Genomic DNA, 16124 nt, shown 5'->3' with positions numbered 1-16124 from the left:
TGATTCCTGCCTCATGCTCGATAATTAATCCGTGTATCCGTGTCAAAATCAGTGTCGTTTTCTACTTGTTCCTTCTCCTCTAATTGTAATTCACACTGTTTAAAAACATAGTTAACGGCTGCAAACAGTCGCTCTAAGTCCTGAATTGTATAGAAAAATTTATTTTGAGTAAACATTTCTAATTTCAGCTTGCCAAACTGCCACATTGCCCCATTAGAAACAATCCCAAAGATAGTTTGTTCGGGTTCATTGTTAAGCCGCTGCACGGCGATCATTTCTGCCAAACACTGCCCCCATCCTTCATCAAATGCGCTCTCTTTCTTGGCTTCAACTAATATGAAATAGGGCTTGTCAAAAACTACTGTGCCGAGCGGGGAGCGCTTCGCCAATATATAATCTGGAATTCCTGACAGATTCTCATTATAGACTAAGGTTTGGTGACTCCAGAGGAGAAAATTACTTCGATAATTTTTCCAAACTTCTTTTAATACAGGATAAATGATATTTTCACAAATGGCGATTTCCGAGTTGTCAAATACTCCGTCATTGAAAATCAATTCTAATTCATTCCGAAAAACTTCGCTGACTGCAAATTCTGTTTCGACAATGAAATTATCCCGTAGGTAATTAATTTGGAATTCTTTGGCGACCGCGCTGATACTTTTATAATTGCTAAAAGGCATTGTTTCTATCCAGAAAAGCCTGTATTGAACAGGCAAGATGCCTGTTCCACAATAATTATTGGAAATGTGTATTGGTCATCTGCTTAATAACTAAGAAATAATCCGCCTAAAATTAGCCCGATCGCAATTAACGCCACCCAGATAAACCTATTATCTTTCGTATTAACCTGACTCAAATCTACAGGCTCTGGTACGACTGGCTTGGGTTTAGCGTACTTGATATCAGCGTTCGGATTGGCTTGAAAACTGATTGATTGATTTTCATCTAAAGCTGCCAAATCAGGGATTTTCACCATCCATTCAGGAGGGATAGTGAGTTTGGGAGCTTCGAGAATGAACAGCAAGCGCTTTGCTTGCTGGCGGGTTTCTTGGCGGGGATGGCGGGTGAGCTTGCGGCAAAGCTCGATCGCCCTTTCTGTATTGCCAGAGGCTTCGTAGGCTGTCACTAGCCACATCTGCACCTCACCGCCCAACCGGGAATTTCGATCGACTAAACCGGTAGCTGTTTCTAAACTCTGCACAGCTTGAGCATACCGGCCACTCTCAAAAGCTACTTGCCCAGCTTGGTACTCAGTTTGAACAATTTCTAACTTTTCTGAAGTCACAAGCACCCACCCAATTCACAAATATTACTTCCCAAATTCCCCAAACGCTAGAATTCGCTGTTGTGTTGCGACATACCCGACTCGTTGTCGCGTTTGGAACCCAGCAAGTCTAAATGGTCTACCTTAATTACCGGCTTCGAGCGATTTGAACCCGTATTGCGGTCTTGCCAGCGATCGAACTTCAAAGAGCCTGTTACGCCAATTAGAGAGCCTTTGCGAACGTAGTCAGCCGCAATCTGCGCTGTTTTGCCCCAGATTTCCAGATTAAACCAGTCTGGTTGATCGCTGTTCTTGGTTCTGCGATTCACTGCCAGCGTCAAACTACACTTAACTGTACCCGACTCAAAATACTTAACGTCCGGGTCGCCGCCGACGCGGCCTACTAAAGTCACAACATTAAGACTCATAAACTTTTTTGGGAATGTGGTCGATCGGTGATGTAGTTAAACAGTCCACACGCGCATTAGCCTCCAAACTGAACTTGGAACAACGCTTGTGAGGCTTCATCCTGATTGTACACCCAGTTAGCAGAACATATTGATGGTGGATGATTGGCAAGTCTGCGCTCAACCTGAGCTCGACAATGTACATTTCTGACTAGACTCAGGATGAAAAACGTAATAGAATCCACCTCGGTTACACTTTTGTAACAACATTATTGCACACAATAGTATTTTAGTTTTTGGGGGGGGTACAAATCAGTGGGTCTTCTCAATCGATTTTCGTTATCTAGAGATATGGGTATCGACCTCGGTACTGCTAACACGCTCGTTTATGTATCGGGCAAAGGTATTGTTCTGCAGGAACCTTCTGTAGTGGCGATCGACCAAGATTTAAAAATACCGCTGGCTGTTGGAGAAGAAGCAAAAAAAATGCTCGGCCGCACGCCAGGGAATGTCATAGCACTGCGCCCGCTTCGTGACGGGGTAATTGCAGACTTCGATACGGCAGAACTGATGCTTAAGACTTTTATCCGCAGAGTTCACGAAGGCCGAAGCTTAGTTTCGCCGCGGATAATTATTGGCATCCCCAGTGGTGTCACCGGAGTTGAGAGGCGTGCTGTCATTGAGGCGGCGACTCAGGCCGGTGCTAGAGAAGTACGGTTAATTGATGAACCCATCGCTGCGGCGATCGGAGCTGGACTGCCTGTTGCTGAGGCGACTGGCAATATGATTATAGATATAGGCGGAGGTACGACGGAAGTTGCGGTTTTGAGTTTGCAAGGTACGGTGATCAGTGAGTCTGTGCGGGTAGCCGGCGACGAACTCAATGAGGCGATCGTCCAATACATGAAAAAAGTTCACAATTTGGTCATCGGCGAACGCACTGCTGAAGAAATTAAGATTCAGGTTGGTTCTGCATATCCAACTCCAGAGGATGACGATGTAATGATGGAAGTGCGGGGCTTGCACTTACTGTCTGGTTTGCCGCGAACTGTTACTATCAAAGGCCCAGAAATTCGCGAAAGTATGTCGGAACCGCTTTCAGTAATTGTGGAAGCTGTCAAGCGTACTTTGGAACGCACCCCCCCGGAATTAGCAGCAGATATTATTGACAGGGGAATTATGCTGGCTGGTGGTGGCGCACTGATGAAAGGTTTAGATACTCTGATCAGTCACGAAACAGGAATTGTCACTCACGTGGCAGCAGATCCGCTGTGCTGCGTGGTTTTGGGAACTGGTAGGGTATTGGAAAACAAACAGTTGGAACGGGTTTTCAGCGGGCAGTCGTCGCGTAATATGTAGTTAAAAAATTTGGGATTGTGGATTTAGAAATACGGCTGCAATCTCAAATCTAAAATCCTGACTTAACAATTTTAGATTAGTGAAATTATGCTAAAAAATACATTCCGAAAGTGGTGGGATCTGCGGCTGCAAATTGCTCTTCTAGGTTTAGCTGTAACTGCCGCTTGGGGAGTTCGGCAAACACAAGGTGCGGCAGTATTTGAAGTTTACAATTGGGTGACTCGTCCGTTTCACGCCAACGGCTCTGGGCAAGAGGAACTTATCTCGGCGCGCACTCAAGAATTGCAAGCGCAGCTATTAGAATTAGAAAATCAAAATCAGAAGCTAAAAGAGCTTTTAGGTTACGTTTCGGCTAAGAAACCAGCAGGAATTGTAGCTCCTATTGTCGGTCGCAGCGCCGACCACTGGTGGCAGCAAGTAACCTTGGGGCGCGGCAGTAACGATGGCATCAAAACAGATTTTACTGTGATGGGCCCCGGCGGTTTAGTAGGCAGGGTTGTCAGCGTTACTCCTAATACTAGCTTGGTGCTGTTAGTCAGCGACGCTACGAGTCAATTGGGTGTGGGAATTACCCGCAGTCGCCACATGGGTTTTATGCGCGGGAAAGGCGGAAATCAGGCTGTGATGGAGTTTTTTGAGAATGTTCCCAATGTCAAGCCTGGGGATGTGGTTTCAACTTCTTCTTACAGTCAGTTGTTCCCTGCTGGTTTGCCTGTGGGAAAAGTGGTTTCGGTGGATATGAATAAAACTCCGGCTCCAGAAGCTGTGGTTGAGTTTTCTGCACCGATGAATGCTCTGGAGTGGGCAGTGGTTTACCCCCACTCTAAGCAAGTCGAACCAAAGGATTCGCAGAGTCAATCTTCTGCACCATCTGATGGAGAACAGCAACAATGAAAGCTTTATCTCGGATGTCTTCGCCGCGATCGCGCCAATTTCTCAACTTCGCAGTTACATTTCTATCTGTGATGCTGTGCATACTGATATTGCCCACTCGGATGCCGGGAATGGAATTGCTGGGAATTGGACCGAACTGGCTGTTAATTTGGTTGGTAGCTTGGAGTATTAAGCGGAAACGTACAGTTTGGGGAGCTGCTAGCATGGGCTTGGTTTTGGGGTTTCTTCAAGATGCGATGACGGCTCCTCATCCCACCCATGCTGTCAGTTTAGTTGTTGTAGGAGTCTTAACAGTTGTTTTGCAGAAAACCTGGTCGATTCCGGTAGATATTGTTGAGAGAGATCCGATTCCGATCGCGTTAATTGTGTTTGGGATGGCGGTGGTAGCGGAAACGGTGATGGGGCTGCAATTTTTTTCTATGGGCGATCGGGCTTTACTGGAAATTTGGAGCTATCACCAGCGAGTGGCTTTGTGTTCTGCTATTCTTAGCAGTCTTTGGGCTCCGGTGATTTATTTTCCGCTCAATCGCTTGTGGGAAATGACCAGGAATGTAGAAAAACCTTAGTCAGCGATTAGTCAGCAGTCATGAGTCCTTAGTCAACAGTTAAGTGTTCACTAATTATTGTTAACTGTAGTCATTCTACTATTAGTTGTTGACCGGAACCTAATAAGTGATGAACGGCAATAATCAAGTTGCTGAGAATGAAATTAGGCTGGTGCTTTTGGAGTTGATAGCGACTGCGAATTCCGCAGGTAACGGCAATTGTAGGTATTCCCAATGCTTTTCCTGCGAGGATGTCTGCTTCTGTATCTCCGATCATCCAAGCCGAACCCAGTGATGACTCAAATTCTTCTGCAACTTCAGCCAACAATTCAGTTTTTAAGGCTGTATAGTTGTGATAGGCGGCATCCGCCATCTGAGTTCCGCGAATGCTGGTAAACAGTCTGGCTAAACCGTAATTTTGTAACAGTTGAACGGCTTGATTTCTCGGCCGCAGGGTGACTAAAATCAGCCGCACGCCGCGGGAGTGCAGAAGTCCGATCGCCCATTGTACTCCCGGCTGGATGCGATCTAAGTGCAACAAGTCTGGCTGATTGACAATCTGACTGACGCATCCGAGAAAAACGTTAATTTCTTCTCCCGACAAGCCGGAACTTTTGGCTATTTCACCATCGGGCACTCGGTTTTGTTTCATTTGCCAAAACTGCTGTTTGCTGAGGATTTGAAGGTTGAGGTTGATTCCCCGAGCAAGATATACTGCTTGAGTATCGGCTAATCCCTGTTGATAGGTGGCGTAGTAGCGATCGGACACATCGACGATGGGCCCGTCTAAATCGCAAAATACCGTCATCCGGGGGGACGACTCAGCCTCTGATGGTAGCTTGTAGTGAAGGTTTTCGGAGTCTTGGGCGACAGCAGTTAACATAAAACGTTAAGTAAATCTAGGGAGTTATACATTTCTTGACTGTAGCAAAAAATGTATAAGTTATAATACATATATTTTAATGCTTTTATTAAAAAAACCTATGAATTTGTTGAGGATGGGGTTCAATAAAGGCGATCGAGCCTGTGCGTCCATAACTTTAAGCGAAAAAGTGATTTTTGTGGCTGTTAATATGTGCTTTAGCCATTAAAGTTTAGAATTAAGTTTTTAGTCTTCTGTAATTTACCCATGCTCAAACAAAGCGATTTTGTTAGGAATTCGGACACTAATCGAGTAGAGGTGCTGTCCGAAGCACTGCCTTACATTCAACACTTTGCCGGTCGCACCATTGTGGTCAAATATGGCGGTGCGGCGATGAAAGATAGCAATCTCAAAGACAAGGTGGTTCGGGATATTGTGCTGCTAGCTTGCGTGGGGATGCGTCCGGTTGTGGTTCACGGCGGTGGCCCGGAAATTAATATTTGGCTGGAAAAATTGGGAATTGAGCCGCAATTCAAGGATGGTTTGCGGGTGACTGATGCGGCGACAATGGAAGTTGTAGAAATGGTTTTGGTAGGTAAAGTAAATAAAGAAATTGTTTCGTTAATTAACCAAGCTGGCGGCAAAGCAGTGGGATTGTGCGGCAAGGATGCCAATCTGATTCAAGCTCGTCCAGATGGCCGGGAAGGAATTGGGTTTGTGGGTGAAGTCAGCGGCGTGAAAATCCAGATTTTGGAGTCTTTGGTGAACAGCGGTTATATTCCGGTGGTGTCGAGTGTGGCAGCCGATGAAAACGGTCAATCTTACAACATTAATGCTGACACGGTGGCTGGGGAAATTGCGGCTGGTTTGGGAGCGGAAAAGTTGATTTTGATGACCGATACTGCGGGAATTTTAGAGGATTATCACAAGCCGGATAGTTTGATTGCTAAGTTAGATATTCAAGAAGCAAGAGAGTTGGTTGAGTCTGGAGTTGTGTCTGGGGGGATGATTCCGAAAGTTAATTGTTGTGTGCGGAGTTTGGCTCAGGGTGTGAAGGGTGCTCACATTATTGACGGTCGAATTCCTCATGCTTTGCTACAAGAAATATTTACGGATGCGGGGATTGGGTCGATGATTGTGGCTTCTGAGTTTAGCAGCGCGAACTTAAGGCCTAAATAAGGTGTAAATCCTAGCGTGGGGAGGGCGGGCGCGTGAAAGGGGTAAACTCGCTGCGATTGCGTATATCCTAACTAAACCTGCCCCTAAAAACCTTGAAAAGGTACTTCTGGGAAATTACTTCAACTAATTCTAACCGTTGTTGAATTTCAGCTTTTCTTAAACTATGATTAAACACTTTAGAGTTTTGGATTCTGTTGCGATTCTCAAGCCGATTTCAAATACGCGATTAGCGCTAGTGGAACCAGAATATGCATCTATTTCTAGTTTGCCAGTTGGACTTGTGGGAACTATTGTTGAACTGTATGAGACGGGAAAAGAATGTCAGTATTTAGTGGAGTTTGCTGATAGTCAAGGGAGTGAATATGCTATGGCTATGTTGAAAGCTGATGAAATTTTAGTTCTGCAATATGAACTTGCAGTTGCTTAGTAATGTGAGGAGAATAGAAGTTAGATAAGGACGATCGCACTTGGGCACAGTAAGGGCGATCGCCCCTCCATTGAGAGACAAAAATGTTAATAATCTTGTAGCTGATAGTTTGAGAAGGAACTTTTTGATAAAATATCAAAATTAAAACTGGCCGCACCCCCTTCTATTTTACCTAAAAAAATCAAATTAGTCAAATTTATGTCTCGATTAAGTATCAGATCGAACAAAAAAGCTCTGGGCTTTGTGCTGGGTTTATTAATTTTTGTCATTTTCATTCCCGGATGTTGGGCTTTAACAACTAATATCGATCCCACACCAGTACGGCAAGTAGATAACACAGTAGCGGTGCGTGCCAATGTACAAAATACGTCAAATTCTCGCTCTTCTTTAGGAGTTGGGCTTAATGGTATTGCTGACTACTCCACACAATTACCCTTTTTAGATGCTTTCAAATCTTCTAGGCAATGGATAACTCAATGCGTTAGCGGACAACCAAACTGTAAAGGTGAATGGGATACAGAGGAGTATAATCTTTTAAATCTTGATAAAAATGGATGGGTGAAGTCTCTGCCATCGCCCGAAGAAGCTCCTAAATATACTAGGGTAAGTACGCTATTACTTAGGGAAATCCCCAATCGCTATCCTTCAGGGCAATATATTGTTACTTATGAGGGTGAAGGTGCGATCGAATATCAATTTGATGGCAAAAAAGATGAGGCTGCGTCGAAACCCGGCAGGGATATCATTAATGTGGATGCCACACAAGGGGGAGGCATAATGATTACAATTACTGCTACCGATCCCAATAAAACAGGGAACTATATCCGCAATATTAAAGTGGTTCGCTCCCAAGATGAAGAGCTTTTTCAAAGTGGTGAAATATTTAATCCGCTGTTTATAGAAAAGATTAAAAAATTTAGAACCTTGCGTTTTATGGACTGGATGGATACAAATGGTTCTGAACAAAAAGAATGGTCAAACCGACCAAAACCAGAGAGTGTATCCTATGCTTACAGAGGAAATGTTCCCATAGAAGTTATGGTGAATTTAGCTAACAAAGTCCAAGCAGAACCCTGGTTTAATATGCCGCATCAGGCTACGGATGACTATATGACTAACTTTGCTAAAATGGTCAAAGATAGTTTAGATCCAAAGCTGAAAGTTAATGTAGAGTATTCTAATGAGGTTTGGAATTGGTCATTTCGACAATCGAATTATGCCTTGGAACAAGGTAAAGCGAGGTGGGGAGATAAAGGCGATGCTTTTATGCAATGGCACGGAATGCGTAGTGCTCAAATGTGCGATATCTGGAAAGGCGTCTTTGGGGATCAAAAGAATCGAGTTGTCTGCGTGTTAGGAACTCAAAGAGCTTGGAGAGAGTTAGGCAATTATGCTTTAGATTGTCCCTATTGGGTAGCTGAGGGCAATAAACCTTGTTATCAACACGGTATTGATGCCTTAGCCATAGGTGGATATTTTAGCGGAAACTTGGGCGGGAAAGAAAGTGTCAGCACAGTAGAGTCTTGGTTGAATGACGCAGATGGCGGGTTTGGCAAAGCTTTTAAGCAATTAAGAGAGGGTGGGTTACTTCCGGGATTCAAAGATAGTTTGCCCGATGTTGATAATGACTTTAGGTATTACTTAGGTGTGGCTCAAAAAAAAGGACTCAAGTTATTTGTTTACGAGGGGGGTCAACATATTGTAGGTATTCAAGGAGTTGAGAATAACGAAAAACTGACCAAGTTTTTTATGGAATTAAATAGGCGCCCAGAAATGTATGATATGTACACCCAATTACTGAATAGTTGGAAACAGGCTGGAGGCAGTCTTTTCATGCACTTTGTGGATGTGAGTTCATTTAGTAAGTGGGGAAGTTGGGGGGCTTTGGAGTATGTGGAACAAAAGGGTTCGCCTAAGTATGATGCTTTGATGGATTTTATTGATAAGAATCCTTGCTGGTGGGATGGGTGTGCTGTTGAGGGATGATCAGAAATTGGGGGCAATCAAGAATCCTTCGACACTTCCTCAAACTCTTCAGCATCCCCCGGTAAACCAGAACCCTCGCTACTCCTCAACCTGGGCGATTCCCCATTACTCGCACTCGCACCGTAAACCCCAGAATACCTGTCCTCTAAACCCGAATCCCTTAGCGAAATCGCACTTCTTTGACTCGGCGACAATCTCTCTGTTGACCGGCGATTTGTCCCAGAAATCGGCGGCTTCCGAGTTAAAGTTTTCCAAGCAGCCTTAATCCCAGTCACCACGCTGCGAGTAGTTACCTGGACGTTTTGCGCCTGCTTTTTGGCGCTACCAATACTTCGATCGACCTGTTTGACAACCTCGCCCGCACTTTGTACTCCCTCGCTGACATCATCCGTCAACTCGCTAATTTCCAGCCCCGTCAACCGAATCGCCTCCAAAGTGGGCGGAAATTCGCGAGAAAGTGTGTCAGCGAGCTTTTCCACGCTGCGGGCCGCCCTGGCCAGCGCTTGCACCGCAGGTATTAAAGTCACTAAAACAGCAGTCAGGCTAACTGCCACTAGCAAAATCGAAAGTCCTAGCCAAAATATGGGATCGCTCACTTGAATCTGGGATTGGGGGTTGAGAATTTCATGCCATTTAGCGGATGGGAGGGCGCGACGGGGGACTCACTTCAGCTTCAGCTTCCGACAGGGTTTGGCGTTCCCGCTGAGTTGCTTCCAAACCTGCCGCGATCGCCTCTTTGAGTCTAATCAAAGTTTCGTCCCAATTTCGGATTGCAGTTTCAGAAAGTCGATCGGCCTGCAACTGCACGCTAGTCGATAAATCCTCCGCCAACTCCGGCAAAGCATCGGCCGATTTTTTCAATATCTGCCGCGTCTCCTTGCCTGGTCGCGGTGCTATCAGCAACCCAGTCACGGCCCCGATCGCAGAACCAACAAGCAAACCGCCAATAAATAATCCTGAACGTTTAGTTGACATTTTTATAACTTCTCTCCATACACCAATTTTAGGCACGTTTGCCCGATCGCAGCCCTTTACAAAGGTAGAAATATTGTTGAAAATCCTACTGAGTCAGCACGGGCAGCAATTTTAGGATAGCTTACCTCAAACGTCGATCGCGCCTGGGCCAAAGCATCCGTCCCAAACCCAGCAATCCCAAAAGTTGCTGAACCTGTTGCAGTTGCAATTCCAGTTGTTGATAACGTAGTCGCAGTTGGCGGGTACCTTGCTGCCTTTTACCAAGGAAACCGGGCGTCGTACTGAGGATATTGCTGCTACAGCGTTCGATTGCTGCGATCCGAAGTTCCAAACGTGCGATCGTCCGCCTGATTTTCCACACTCTCGCAGCGATATAAAAACAGACTACAGATATTAGTATATTGATAATTACAACAGCATTCAGCATTTATTACTTATTTTCAACTACTAACATATTCCGCTTTTTGTGGCGGGCTATGAGCAACGGCCTACCAGATATATTGTAGGGAGACAACATTGTTGCGTCCTGAGCTCTGTTTTAAGGACACAACAATGTTTTGTCCTGAACTATGTGTCCCTCTCCCTAAGCGGGGTCAATTTTTAAGCCTGAGACATAGCAGGCAAACAAACCTTAGTACCGCCCAAACCGCAATAACCGTTCGGCTCTTTAGCAAGATACTGCTGATGATAGCTTTCTGCGTAATAAAACTCAGGAGCATCAATAATTTCAGTGGTAATCTTGCCGTAACCTGCCGCAGTCAAAGCCTGCTGGTAAGCATCGCGCGAAGCTTCAGCTAGCTGCTTTTGGCTGGCTGAATACGTGTAAATTCCCGATCGATACTGAGTACCAGAATCATTGCCCTGACGCATTCCTTGAGTAGGATTGTGACTTTCCCAAAAAACTTTGAGCAGCATTTCGTAACTAATTACTTTGGGATCGAACACAACCAGAACTACTTCATTATGTCCCGTCATCCCGCTGCAAACTTCATTGTAAGTAGGATTCGGAGTAATCCCGGCCGCGTAGCCAACAGCGGTCGAAAAAACTCCATTTTGTTGCCAAAATTTGCGTTCTGCTCCCCAAAAACAGCCCAGGCCAAACAAGGCAGTCTCCATGCCGTTTGGAAAGGGAGGTTTGAGCGGATTGCCGTTAACAAAGTGAGTTGCCGGTACCGACATCGACTCTGCCCGCCCCGGCAAGGCCTCTTGGGGAGAGGGCAGGCTCGACTTTTTGCCAAATCCAAATAGCACCATAAGTTTGTGAGGGGATCTCTGATAAACGTCTTTACCTTACTTAATAATATCAGATGTATACTGAAAGTAGTGGCCCTCTTAAAGGTAGAAGGTAAAAACCAGAAGGCCGATTTTTTTTACGGAAGGTTTTTGGTGATACTGCTCACTGCCAACGCAGTTTTAAATCACATTAGGTAGTGTTCTATGTCACCAAAACACACCTAAAATATCACCTATTGTTGAGTTGTAAATCACGCGGATTTTAGGCAAAATAGCCGATTATTAAAGGTATGGTGTTGTAGTAGTTATTCAATACCATTTATTGGGAGTGTGTAGAAATGGGCGCTAAACCTTGTAGTCAACCTTTAAAATCTAATCCGTTTATTACTTACCGCGACCCAATTACAGGCAAGTGGATTGTGGTAAATCAGACTTTGCCCAAAGCAGCAGAACAAGCACAGCTAGCAGCAGCTTGAGTTTTCCTATTGATTTTTGACCTAAAAATTAACCATTCTTTCAAACTTTAGGACTTACGCAAAAAGTTATTGGACGCGCTATTTATATTCGTAAGGTGCTTACGTTACACATACCTAAGCACCTTACTTTGAAACATTTCTCATCTCTTTTTGCAGTTCCAAATACCGATAGAGATATTCCGAAACTATCCCGTGCAAAAACAAGTCGCGTGCCGCATTAAACGGACTGTTTGGGGCTAGCGGATGGCGATTGACAATTACATGATTCCAGTCGCAATTTCCCGTAATCTCGCTGACGTACACTCCGAAGTTTTCATCTAACTGAAGCGACATCACTGCTCGCGCAAATTCGTCGCTAGTCAAACACAAAGAATAAAAAACTTTAAACAATTCGATCGCCGATTCTAAATCCAGAATGTTTAGCAATCTGCGTTTTTCAAAATCTATGGCAACTTCTACTGGTTGAATGCTATCATAATTTATTCCCCGTTTTTTGACCACTTGCAACCAGTTAGGATTTGTCAGCATTGCCTGGTTGTAATCCCAGACAAAGTTATAGAGAATTAAGTCGTGTTCGAGAAACGCATTGTCAGCTAAATCGTTAACAGTGCGCGGATAAAGCTTTGACTTTTCTATCTGGGTGTCAGGGCCGTTGTCAATCAAGAAGTTAATAATGTTGGAGCCGATGCAGATGTGTCGGACAATTAAATAACAAGCTTCTGGCGAGACAAAGTTATTTAGGAAAAATGCAGCCGATTTGTGCATTAAAGTGTAAGCGCGGAATTGAAATGGCAACAGGCGCTTTGTTGTCATAATTACCGCCAGCAACAAGTTAGCAATTACTTTGATCGGAATCAGCAAATAACTGCGAGTCCAGTTTTGCAAATCCCGGATCATGTAAGCTTTTGCCACTAAATCCACGGGAATAGATCGATCGCAAAAAAGCACATCCCAAACATTCGGATCTCGGCGGTTGTAGGGTTTGGTAGCGTAAGGGATTTTTCGCTCATCGGGGAGATTTTCGGTATCTTGTTTTTGCAGCTTTTGCATTAACGAATTTCCTCCAATTGCAGCAAATATAAACGAGCAGTGACGCGAGCGGTTTTGACAATGCGGCGGGCAATATCATCTGTCATCCATTCGGCATTAATCAAATTTTCTAGTTTGGCTAAATGCGACTCGTCATTAGATCCGTGATACGCTAAAAACGATACTTGTTCGTCTTGCAAACCGAGACTTTCTTTAATTTGTTTTGCCCACTTTCCCGCCAACCGATTGCCCAATCCTTCGATAATAAACATACTGCCAATTAAATCGACCGGATTTTCCCGCGATGCTTGGTGGAAGATAAAAGCTGATAGTGCTTCACTGCCAATATTCTTATCATATTCCACAATTTTTGCCAATTCACCGCCCACAGAAACATAATTTTGTTCTAGCATTTGATAGTCGCGGTGTTCGTCTTGGGCATGGCCGATAAAAGTCGATCGCAGGCGAAAGTCACTCATGTTAGAAGCAGCGCGAGCAATCCAGCGAGCTCCCTCTACAACTTGCGGCCGGAGATTGCACAGCAAAGCTTGATAATCTTCTATTGTAAACTCTCCTCGGTACAATTTGCGGACAATAGGAACAGAACGAATTTCGCGATCGAACTTCAGCCAAATCCATGCTAACTCCCGCAACAAATAAGCTTGCGGAGAGTTGGGGTGTGCAGGTTTCACACTTTCGAGAGGCGAAGCTTCGGGAACCTCATGAAAGTTAGAAATTTGAGAACTCATAGGCTTATGGGTATTTTCCACAGTTAACATCATATATGCCGTGGTAAAGCGCCCGCTTTCCGGGACAAAACAAAAGATTTTCTGTCCCGGCTGCAACTTGCCAGAATTGAACAATTCCTCTAACATTAAATAAATCGCAGCGCAGCCTGTATTTCCGCGTGTGTATAAGTTGGTAAACCATTTTTCTTCAGGAATCATGCAGCCTGCTTGTTCCAGAAGTTCTACAATTTGCCCCCGGAAAAAGTGAGACGAATAGTGGCACAGCAGCCAGTCGATTTCCTGCGGACAAACTCTCCCGGCTTTAATCAACCGCAGCCAACCTTCAACGCCTAATTTCATTACATTTTCCAGCAAGCGAATATTTTGCCGCAAGTCAAAAGCTCCCGCTGTGGCGGCATCGAGGTAGGAGGAATAATCCAACCAGCTTTTAGTGGATGTTTCGTCGGCTAATCCTGAATACATACAAACAGGATAAGCATTGGCGTGAGAAACGAGTTCAATCCATTCTATTTTTAAACTAATTCCTGTCGCATTAGGATGGTTTTGGAGCAACAATGCTCCCGCACCGTCGGAGAGCATCCAGCGCAGAAATTCTGTATCGAAAGGCAGGGGTTTTCCCGCTTGCACTGAAGTCTTTACTTCAAATTTGGTGTTTTTAAACAGGCGCGAGGGAAATTCGGAAGCGACGGCAATGGCGGCTTGTTTCTTGCCGAGTTCGATTTGAGAGGCGGCGTAATTTAAAGCACTAACTCCGGCACAGCAAACTCCTTGAGTTGACACTATTTCTAGGGGGGATAATTCGGAAAGTTCCCCGTGTACTGTGCTGGCAAATCCCGGTACTAATAAGTCTGGTAAAGTGGTAGCGCAGGCCAATAAGTCGATCGCCCCTGGTTCCAAATTTGCCTGGGCGATCGCGTCACGGACGGCAAACGCTGCCATTTGACTGTTAGAATATAGTGTTTGCTGCTGTTTGTCGATCGCGTAGTAGCGCTGTTGAATGCCGTTGCTATTGAGAATTCGCTGCCTGACTCTCGAAGGGCGCGAGGCAACTTTGCCGAGATATTCTTCCATCTCATCATTATTAATTGGTTCTCCCGGCAAAAATTTTCCCATCCGATTGATATAAGCACTGTACATGGCGTACACCTCTAAAGTTGCTAATTTACTCGGGTTCGTTCGTTTGTTAAATCAAGCGAGAAAATATCTAAAATTGATAATGCTTTGTGAAGCAGTGAACTTGCAAGGAGCAAGCAGCTATCTTGTAGAGTCGCCGGAAATCAGGCAAGTTGAGCAACAGCGGCAACAAGTAATCTGAAGCGGGGTGAAGTTTATTGTAATTGAGCCAATATGTAACTAGAGTTCCTTCGCAGCTTCCCGACTCAAATGGATATTGCAAAACTAGATACTTGGTATTCTCCTTCTCAACGCCGCACGGCTGTTTCGCTGTTGATGAAACGAGTAGGCGTAACTCGCACTAGGGCTGAATGCTTTATCAGGCTTTGGGTTTACTTATCGGTGAAACAGCTTCAGGAAAGCCAGCCCCGTCTCAAACCACCGCTGGCGAAACTGGAAGTGCCAGCAACAGAAGTGCAGTGCACTCACCGGGAAGCCGCCGAACTATTTTACTGCGATTCCGATCGCGGAAGCGATCGGGCCGCCGGAATGATGTTAGATAAATTAGCAGCACTCGGATTAATCGCAAAACACTTTGATGGTAACGCTACGGCAATTCAAATTCAACCAGTTTCAGAAATTTTAGAGGCCGCCGAACCTCAAAAGCCTGTACAACTCCAATTAGATAATTTTGACCCCCGGTGCGACGCGATTCCGGTTGCCAATTTATTAGCCACCAATTACAACTGGATGAACCGAAACACTAACGCCGTTCCCCACAAAATTGCTAAAATACTCCGGTTTTTTGCCAGTCAATACTCAAAGGGAATGCGAGTTTTGCGCCGCTCAGATAATCTCAATCCAGTCGGCTTTTACTTACTTTATCCCACAGCTAGCGAATCTGAAGTAAATTTTTTTAATGCTGCTAGTAAAGGGCTTCATTTAAGTTCTATTTCCGATATCGATCCTTTCAAGATGGCGCTACCAGGAGATATAAATTGCCAGTCAGTATTTGTCCGCAGTTGGATGATCGAGCCGCAGTATTTGTCAGAATACCGCATTGCTTTTCTCGAAGACACACAAAAAGTTTTAGGCGAAATGCAAACAGATTTTCCCAATCTTTGCGACTTGTACACCCTGATGATTCACCCCATGTACGAAAAACTGTGCCTGGCCTTGGGATTTCAGAAGACTAGCAGTGATAGTCAGTTATCTGTTTATTGGATGTATCTAGCATTGGATAGATTTTTAGCATTAAATATCAAAGAAGCGTTGAGCCAATTGTAAGTAGAAGGAAGAAGGAAGTTCGGCAACGGATTGTGTAACGGATGTAACGGATGTAACGGATGTAACGGATGTAACGGATATCAGGAAGAACGAAGAAGGAAGAAATCGATAAAAAATAGAACGCCCAGATACCCGACTTTGCCGAAGTTGTCTGGTATCTAACAGCATTCGTGTTTTACGTTATTTTTTAGTCCCCTTCTGCTGGGACGAAAGTTTGTCTAGGATCGATTTCAATCGCCCAGTAATATCAAATCCGGTAGCATCGTCGGGCGTCAAATCCAGTCAACATTCAACCACGAACGGTGCAACCGGACTCGATCTAATTCATCTGCGTTA

At 44.7% G+C, this 16124-nt stretch carries 18 protein-coding genes; 8 read left to right on the top strand and 10 right to left on the bottom strand.

Annotation, left to right across the window (positions count from 1 at the left end; genetic code table 11):
• Positions 1-11: 11 nt before the first annotated feature.
• The 3 genes from QUA25_RS01230 to QUA25_RS01220 all read right to left on the bottom strand — a co-directional run bounded on the left by QUA25_RS01230 (position 12) and on the right by QUA25_RS01220 (position 1695).
• Positions 12-683 carry a hypothetical protein gene (locus QUA25_RS01230; protein ID WP_333034930.1) on the bottom strand — a complete coding sequence of 224 codons (672 nt, stop codon included), beginning with the start codon at positions 681-683 and terminating at the stop codon, positions 12-14.
• Positions 684-766: 83 nt separating this feature from the next.
• Positions 767-1288 carry a tetratricopeptide repeat protein gene (locus QUA25_RS01225; RefSeq protein WP_333034929.1) on the bottom strand — a complete coding sequence of 174 codons (522 nt, stop codon included), beginning with the start codon at positions 1286-1288 and terminating at the stop codon, positions 767-769.
• Positions 1289-1335: 47 nt separating this feature from the next.
• The gene (locus QUA25_RS01220; RefSeq protein WP_190663675.1) at positions 1336-1695 is read right to left on the bottom strand and encodes a single-stranded DNA-binding protein; all 360 of its coding nucleotides are present in this window, start codon (positions 1693-1695) and stop codon (positions 1336-1338) included.
• Positions 1696-2025: 330 nt separating this feature from the next.
• Here QUA25_RS01220 and QUA25_RS01215 point away from each other — a divergent pair, with 330 nt between their 5' ends.
• The 3 genes from QUA25_RS01215 to mreD all read left to right on the top strand — a co-directional run bounded on the left by QUA25_RS01215 (position 2026) and on the right by mreD (position 4493).
• A complete protein-coding gene (locus QUA25_RS01215; protein ID WP_006632285.1) occupies positions 2026-3033 on the top strand; it encodes a rod shape-determining protein in 1008 nt (335 codons plus the stop codon).
• 87 nt (positions 3034-3120) lie between these two features.
• A complete protein-coding gene (gene mreC / locus QUA25_RS01210) occupies positions 3121-3927 on the top strand; it encodes a rod shape-determining protein MreC (protein WP_333034928.1) in 807 nt (268 codons plus the stop codon).
• A complete protein-coding gene (mreD, locus tag QUA25_RS01205; RefSeq protein WP_333034926.1) occupies positions 3924-4493 on the top strand; it encodes a rod shape-determining protein MreD in 570 nt (189 codons plus the stop codon). The genes mreC and mreD overlap by 4 nt, the downstream gene beginning before the upstream one ends.
• A 70-nt stretch (positions 4494-4563) precedes the next feature.
• Here mreD and QUA25_RS01200 read toward each other — a convergent pair whose 3' ends face one another.
• Positions 4564-5355: an HAD family hydrolase gene (locus QUA25_RS01200; protein ID WP_333034925.1), complete on the bottom strand. Its 792-nt coding sequence runs from the start codon at positions 5353-5355 to the stop codon at positions 4564-4566.
• Positions 5356-5601: 246 nt separating this feature from the next.
• Here QUA25_RS01200 and argB point away from each other — a divergent pair, with 246 nt between their 5' ends.
• The 3 genes from argB (at position 5602) to QUA25_RS01185 (ending at position 8926) form a co-directional block, all read left to right on the top strand.
• Complete coding sequence (argB, locus tag QUA25_RS01195) at positions 5602-6513, top strand: acetylglutamate kinase (RefSeq protein WP_333034924.1); 912 nt, start codon at positions 5602-5604, stop codon at positions 6511-6513.
• Positions 6514-6676: 163 nt separating this feature from the next.
• Complete coding sequence (locus tag QUA25_RS01190; RefSeq protein WP_333034923.1) at positions 6677-6940, top strand: DUF4926 domain-containing protein; 264 nt, start codon at positions 6677-6679, stop codon at positions 6938-6940.
• 198 nt (positions 6941-7138) lie between these two features.
• On the top strand, positions 7139-8926 hold the full coding sequence (locus QUA25_RS01185; RefSeq protein WP_333034921.1) for a cellulose-binding protein: 1788 nt from the start codon (positions 7139-7141) through the stop codon (positions 8924-8926).
• 17 nt (positions 8927-8943) lie between these two features.
• Here the strand turns inward: QUA25_RS01185 and QUA25_RS01180 are convergent, their stop codons facing one another.
• The 4 genes from QUA25_RS01180 to msrA form a co-directional block, all read right to left on the bottom strand.
• Positions 8944-9522, bottom strand: coding sequence for a DUF948 domain-containing protein (locus QUA25_RS01180; RefSeq protein WP_333034919.1), 579 nt, complete (start codon positions 9520-9522; stop codon positions 8944-8946).
• 37 nt (positions 9523-9559) lie between these two features.
• Positions 9560-9901, bottom strand: a complete 342-nt coding sequence (locus QUA25_RS01175) for a YtxH domain-containing protein (protein WP_006632275.1) — start codon at positions 9899-9901, stop codon at positions 9560-9562.
• Between the two features lie 121 nt (positions 9902-10022).
• On the bottom strand, positions 10023-10328 hold the full coding sequence (locus QUA25_RS01170; protein ID WP_333034917.1) for a hypothetical protein: 306 nt from the start codon (positions 10326-10328) through the stop codon (positions 10023-10025).
• Positions 10329-10501: 173 nt separating this feature from the next.
• A complete protein-coding gene (gene msrA / locus QUA25_RS01165; protein ID WP_333034916.1) occupies positions 10502-11155 on the bottom strand; it encodes a peptide-methionine (S)-S-oxide reductase MsrA in 654 nt (217 codons plus the stop codon).
• 317 nt (positions 11156-11472) lie between these two features.
• Here msrA and QUA25_RS01160 point away from each other — a divergent pair, with 317 nt between their 5' ends.
• Positions 11473-11610, top strand: a complete 138-nt coding sequence (locus tag QUA25_RS01160) for a hypothetical protein (RefSeq protein WP_265236679.1) — start codon at positions 11473-11475, stop codon at positions 11608-11610.
• A 123-nt stretch (positions 11611-11733) separates the two neighbouring features.
• On the opposite strand, the gene QUA25_RS01155 is transcribed toward QUA25_RS01160, so the two are convergent.
• Positions 11734-12660: a DUF6999 family protein gene (locus QUA25_RS01155; RefSeq protein WP_333034915.1), complete on the bottom strand. Its 927-nt coding sequence runs from the start codon at positions 12658-12660 to the stop codon at positions 11734-11736.
• Positions 12660-14525: a 3-oxoacyl-[acyl-carrier-protein] synthase III C-terminal domain-containing protein gene (locus QUA25_RS01150; RefSeq protein WP_333034914.1), complete on the bottom strand. Its 1866-nt coding sequence runs from the start codon at positions 14523-14525 to the stop codon at positions 12660-12662. Before QUA25_RS01150 ends, QUA25_RS01155 begins: the two co-directional genes overlap by 1 nt.
• Before the next feature lie 246 nt (positions 14526-14771).
• Between QUA25_RS01150 and QUA25_RS01145 the strand changes: the two genes are divergently transcribed.
• Positions 14772-15788 (top strand): hypothetical protein, encoded by a 1017-nt coding sequence (locus QUA25_RS01145; RefSeq protein WP_333034912.1) that lies wholly within the window; start codon positions 14772-14774, stop codon positions 15786-15788.
• Positions 15789-16124: the final 336 nt, after the last annotated feature.

It is taken from the genome of Microcoleus sp. Pol17C6 (assembly GCF_036701145.1).
In the GTDB taxonomy this organism is placed as follows: Bacteria; Cyanobacteriota; Cyanobacteriia; order Cyanobacteriales; family Microcoleaceae; genus Microcoleus.
The sequence above is the reverse complement of the archived record's forward strand: the minus strand, read 5'-3'. Positions and strand labels throughout refer to the sequence as shown.

Coding starts and splice junctions, on each gene's coding strand:
- QUA25_RS01150 (WP_333034914.1), bottom strand. CDS start 14,525: ATGTACAGTGCTTATATCAATCGGATGGGAAAATTTTTGCCGGGAGAA.
- QUA25_RS01215 (WP_006632285.1), top strand. CDS start 2,026: ATGGGTATCGACCTCGGTACTGCTAACACGCTCGTTTATGTATCGGGC.
- msrA (WP_333034916.1), bottom strand. CDS start 11,155: ATGGTGCTATTTGGATTTGGCAAAAAGTCGAGCCTGCCCTCTCCCCAA.
- QUA25_RS01190 (WP_333034923.1), top strand. CDS start 6,677: ATGATTAAACACTTTAGAGTTTTGGATTCTGTTGCGATTCTCAAGCCG.
- QUA25_RS01155 (WP_333034915.1), bottom strand. CDS start 12,660: ATGCAAAAGCTGCAAAAACAAGATACCGAAAATCTCCCCGATGAGCGA.
- QUA25_RS01220 (WP_190663675.1), bottom strand. CDS start 1,695: ATGAGTCTTAATGTTGTGACTTTAGTAGGCCGCGTCGGCGGCGACCCG.
- QUA25_RS01145 (WP_333034912.1), top strand. CDS start 14,772: ATGGATATTGCAAAACTAGATACTTGGTATTCTCCTTCTCAACGCCGC.
- QUA25_RS01175 (WP_006632275.1), bottom strand. CDS start 9,901: ATGTCAACTAAACGTTCAGGATTATTTATTGGCGGTTTGCTTGTTGGT.
- QUA25_RS01230 (WP_333034930.1), bottom strand. CDS start 683: ATGCCTTTTAGCAATTATAAAAGTATCAGCGCGGTCGCCAAAGAATTC.
- QUA25_RS01160 (WP_265236679.1), top strand. CDS start 11,473: ATGGGCGCTAAACCTTGTAGTCAACCTTTAAAATCTAATCCGTTTATT.
- argB (WP_333034924.1), top strand. CDS start 5,602: ATGCTCAAACAAAGCGATTTTGTTAGGAATTCGGACACTAATCGAGTA.
- QUA25_RS01170 (WP_333034917.1), bottom strand. CDS start 10,328: ATGCTGAATGCTGTTGTAATTATCAATATACTAATATCTGTAGTCTGT.
- QUA25_RS01200 (WP_333034925.1), bottom strand. CDS start 5,355: ATGTTAACTGCTGTCGCCCAAGACTCCGAAAACCTTCACTACAAGCTA.
- mreD (WP_333034926.1), top strand. CDS start 3,924: ATGAAAGCTTTATCTCGGATGTCTTCGCCGCGATCGCGCCAATTTCTC.
- mreC (WP_333034928.1), top strand. CDS start 3,121: ATGCTAAAAAATACATTCCGAAAGTGGTGGGATCTGCGGCTGCAAATT.
- QUA25_RS01185 (WP_333034921.1), top strand. CDS start 7,139: ATGTCTCGATTAAGTATCAGATCGAACAAAAAAGCTCTGGGCTTTGTG.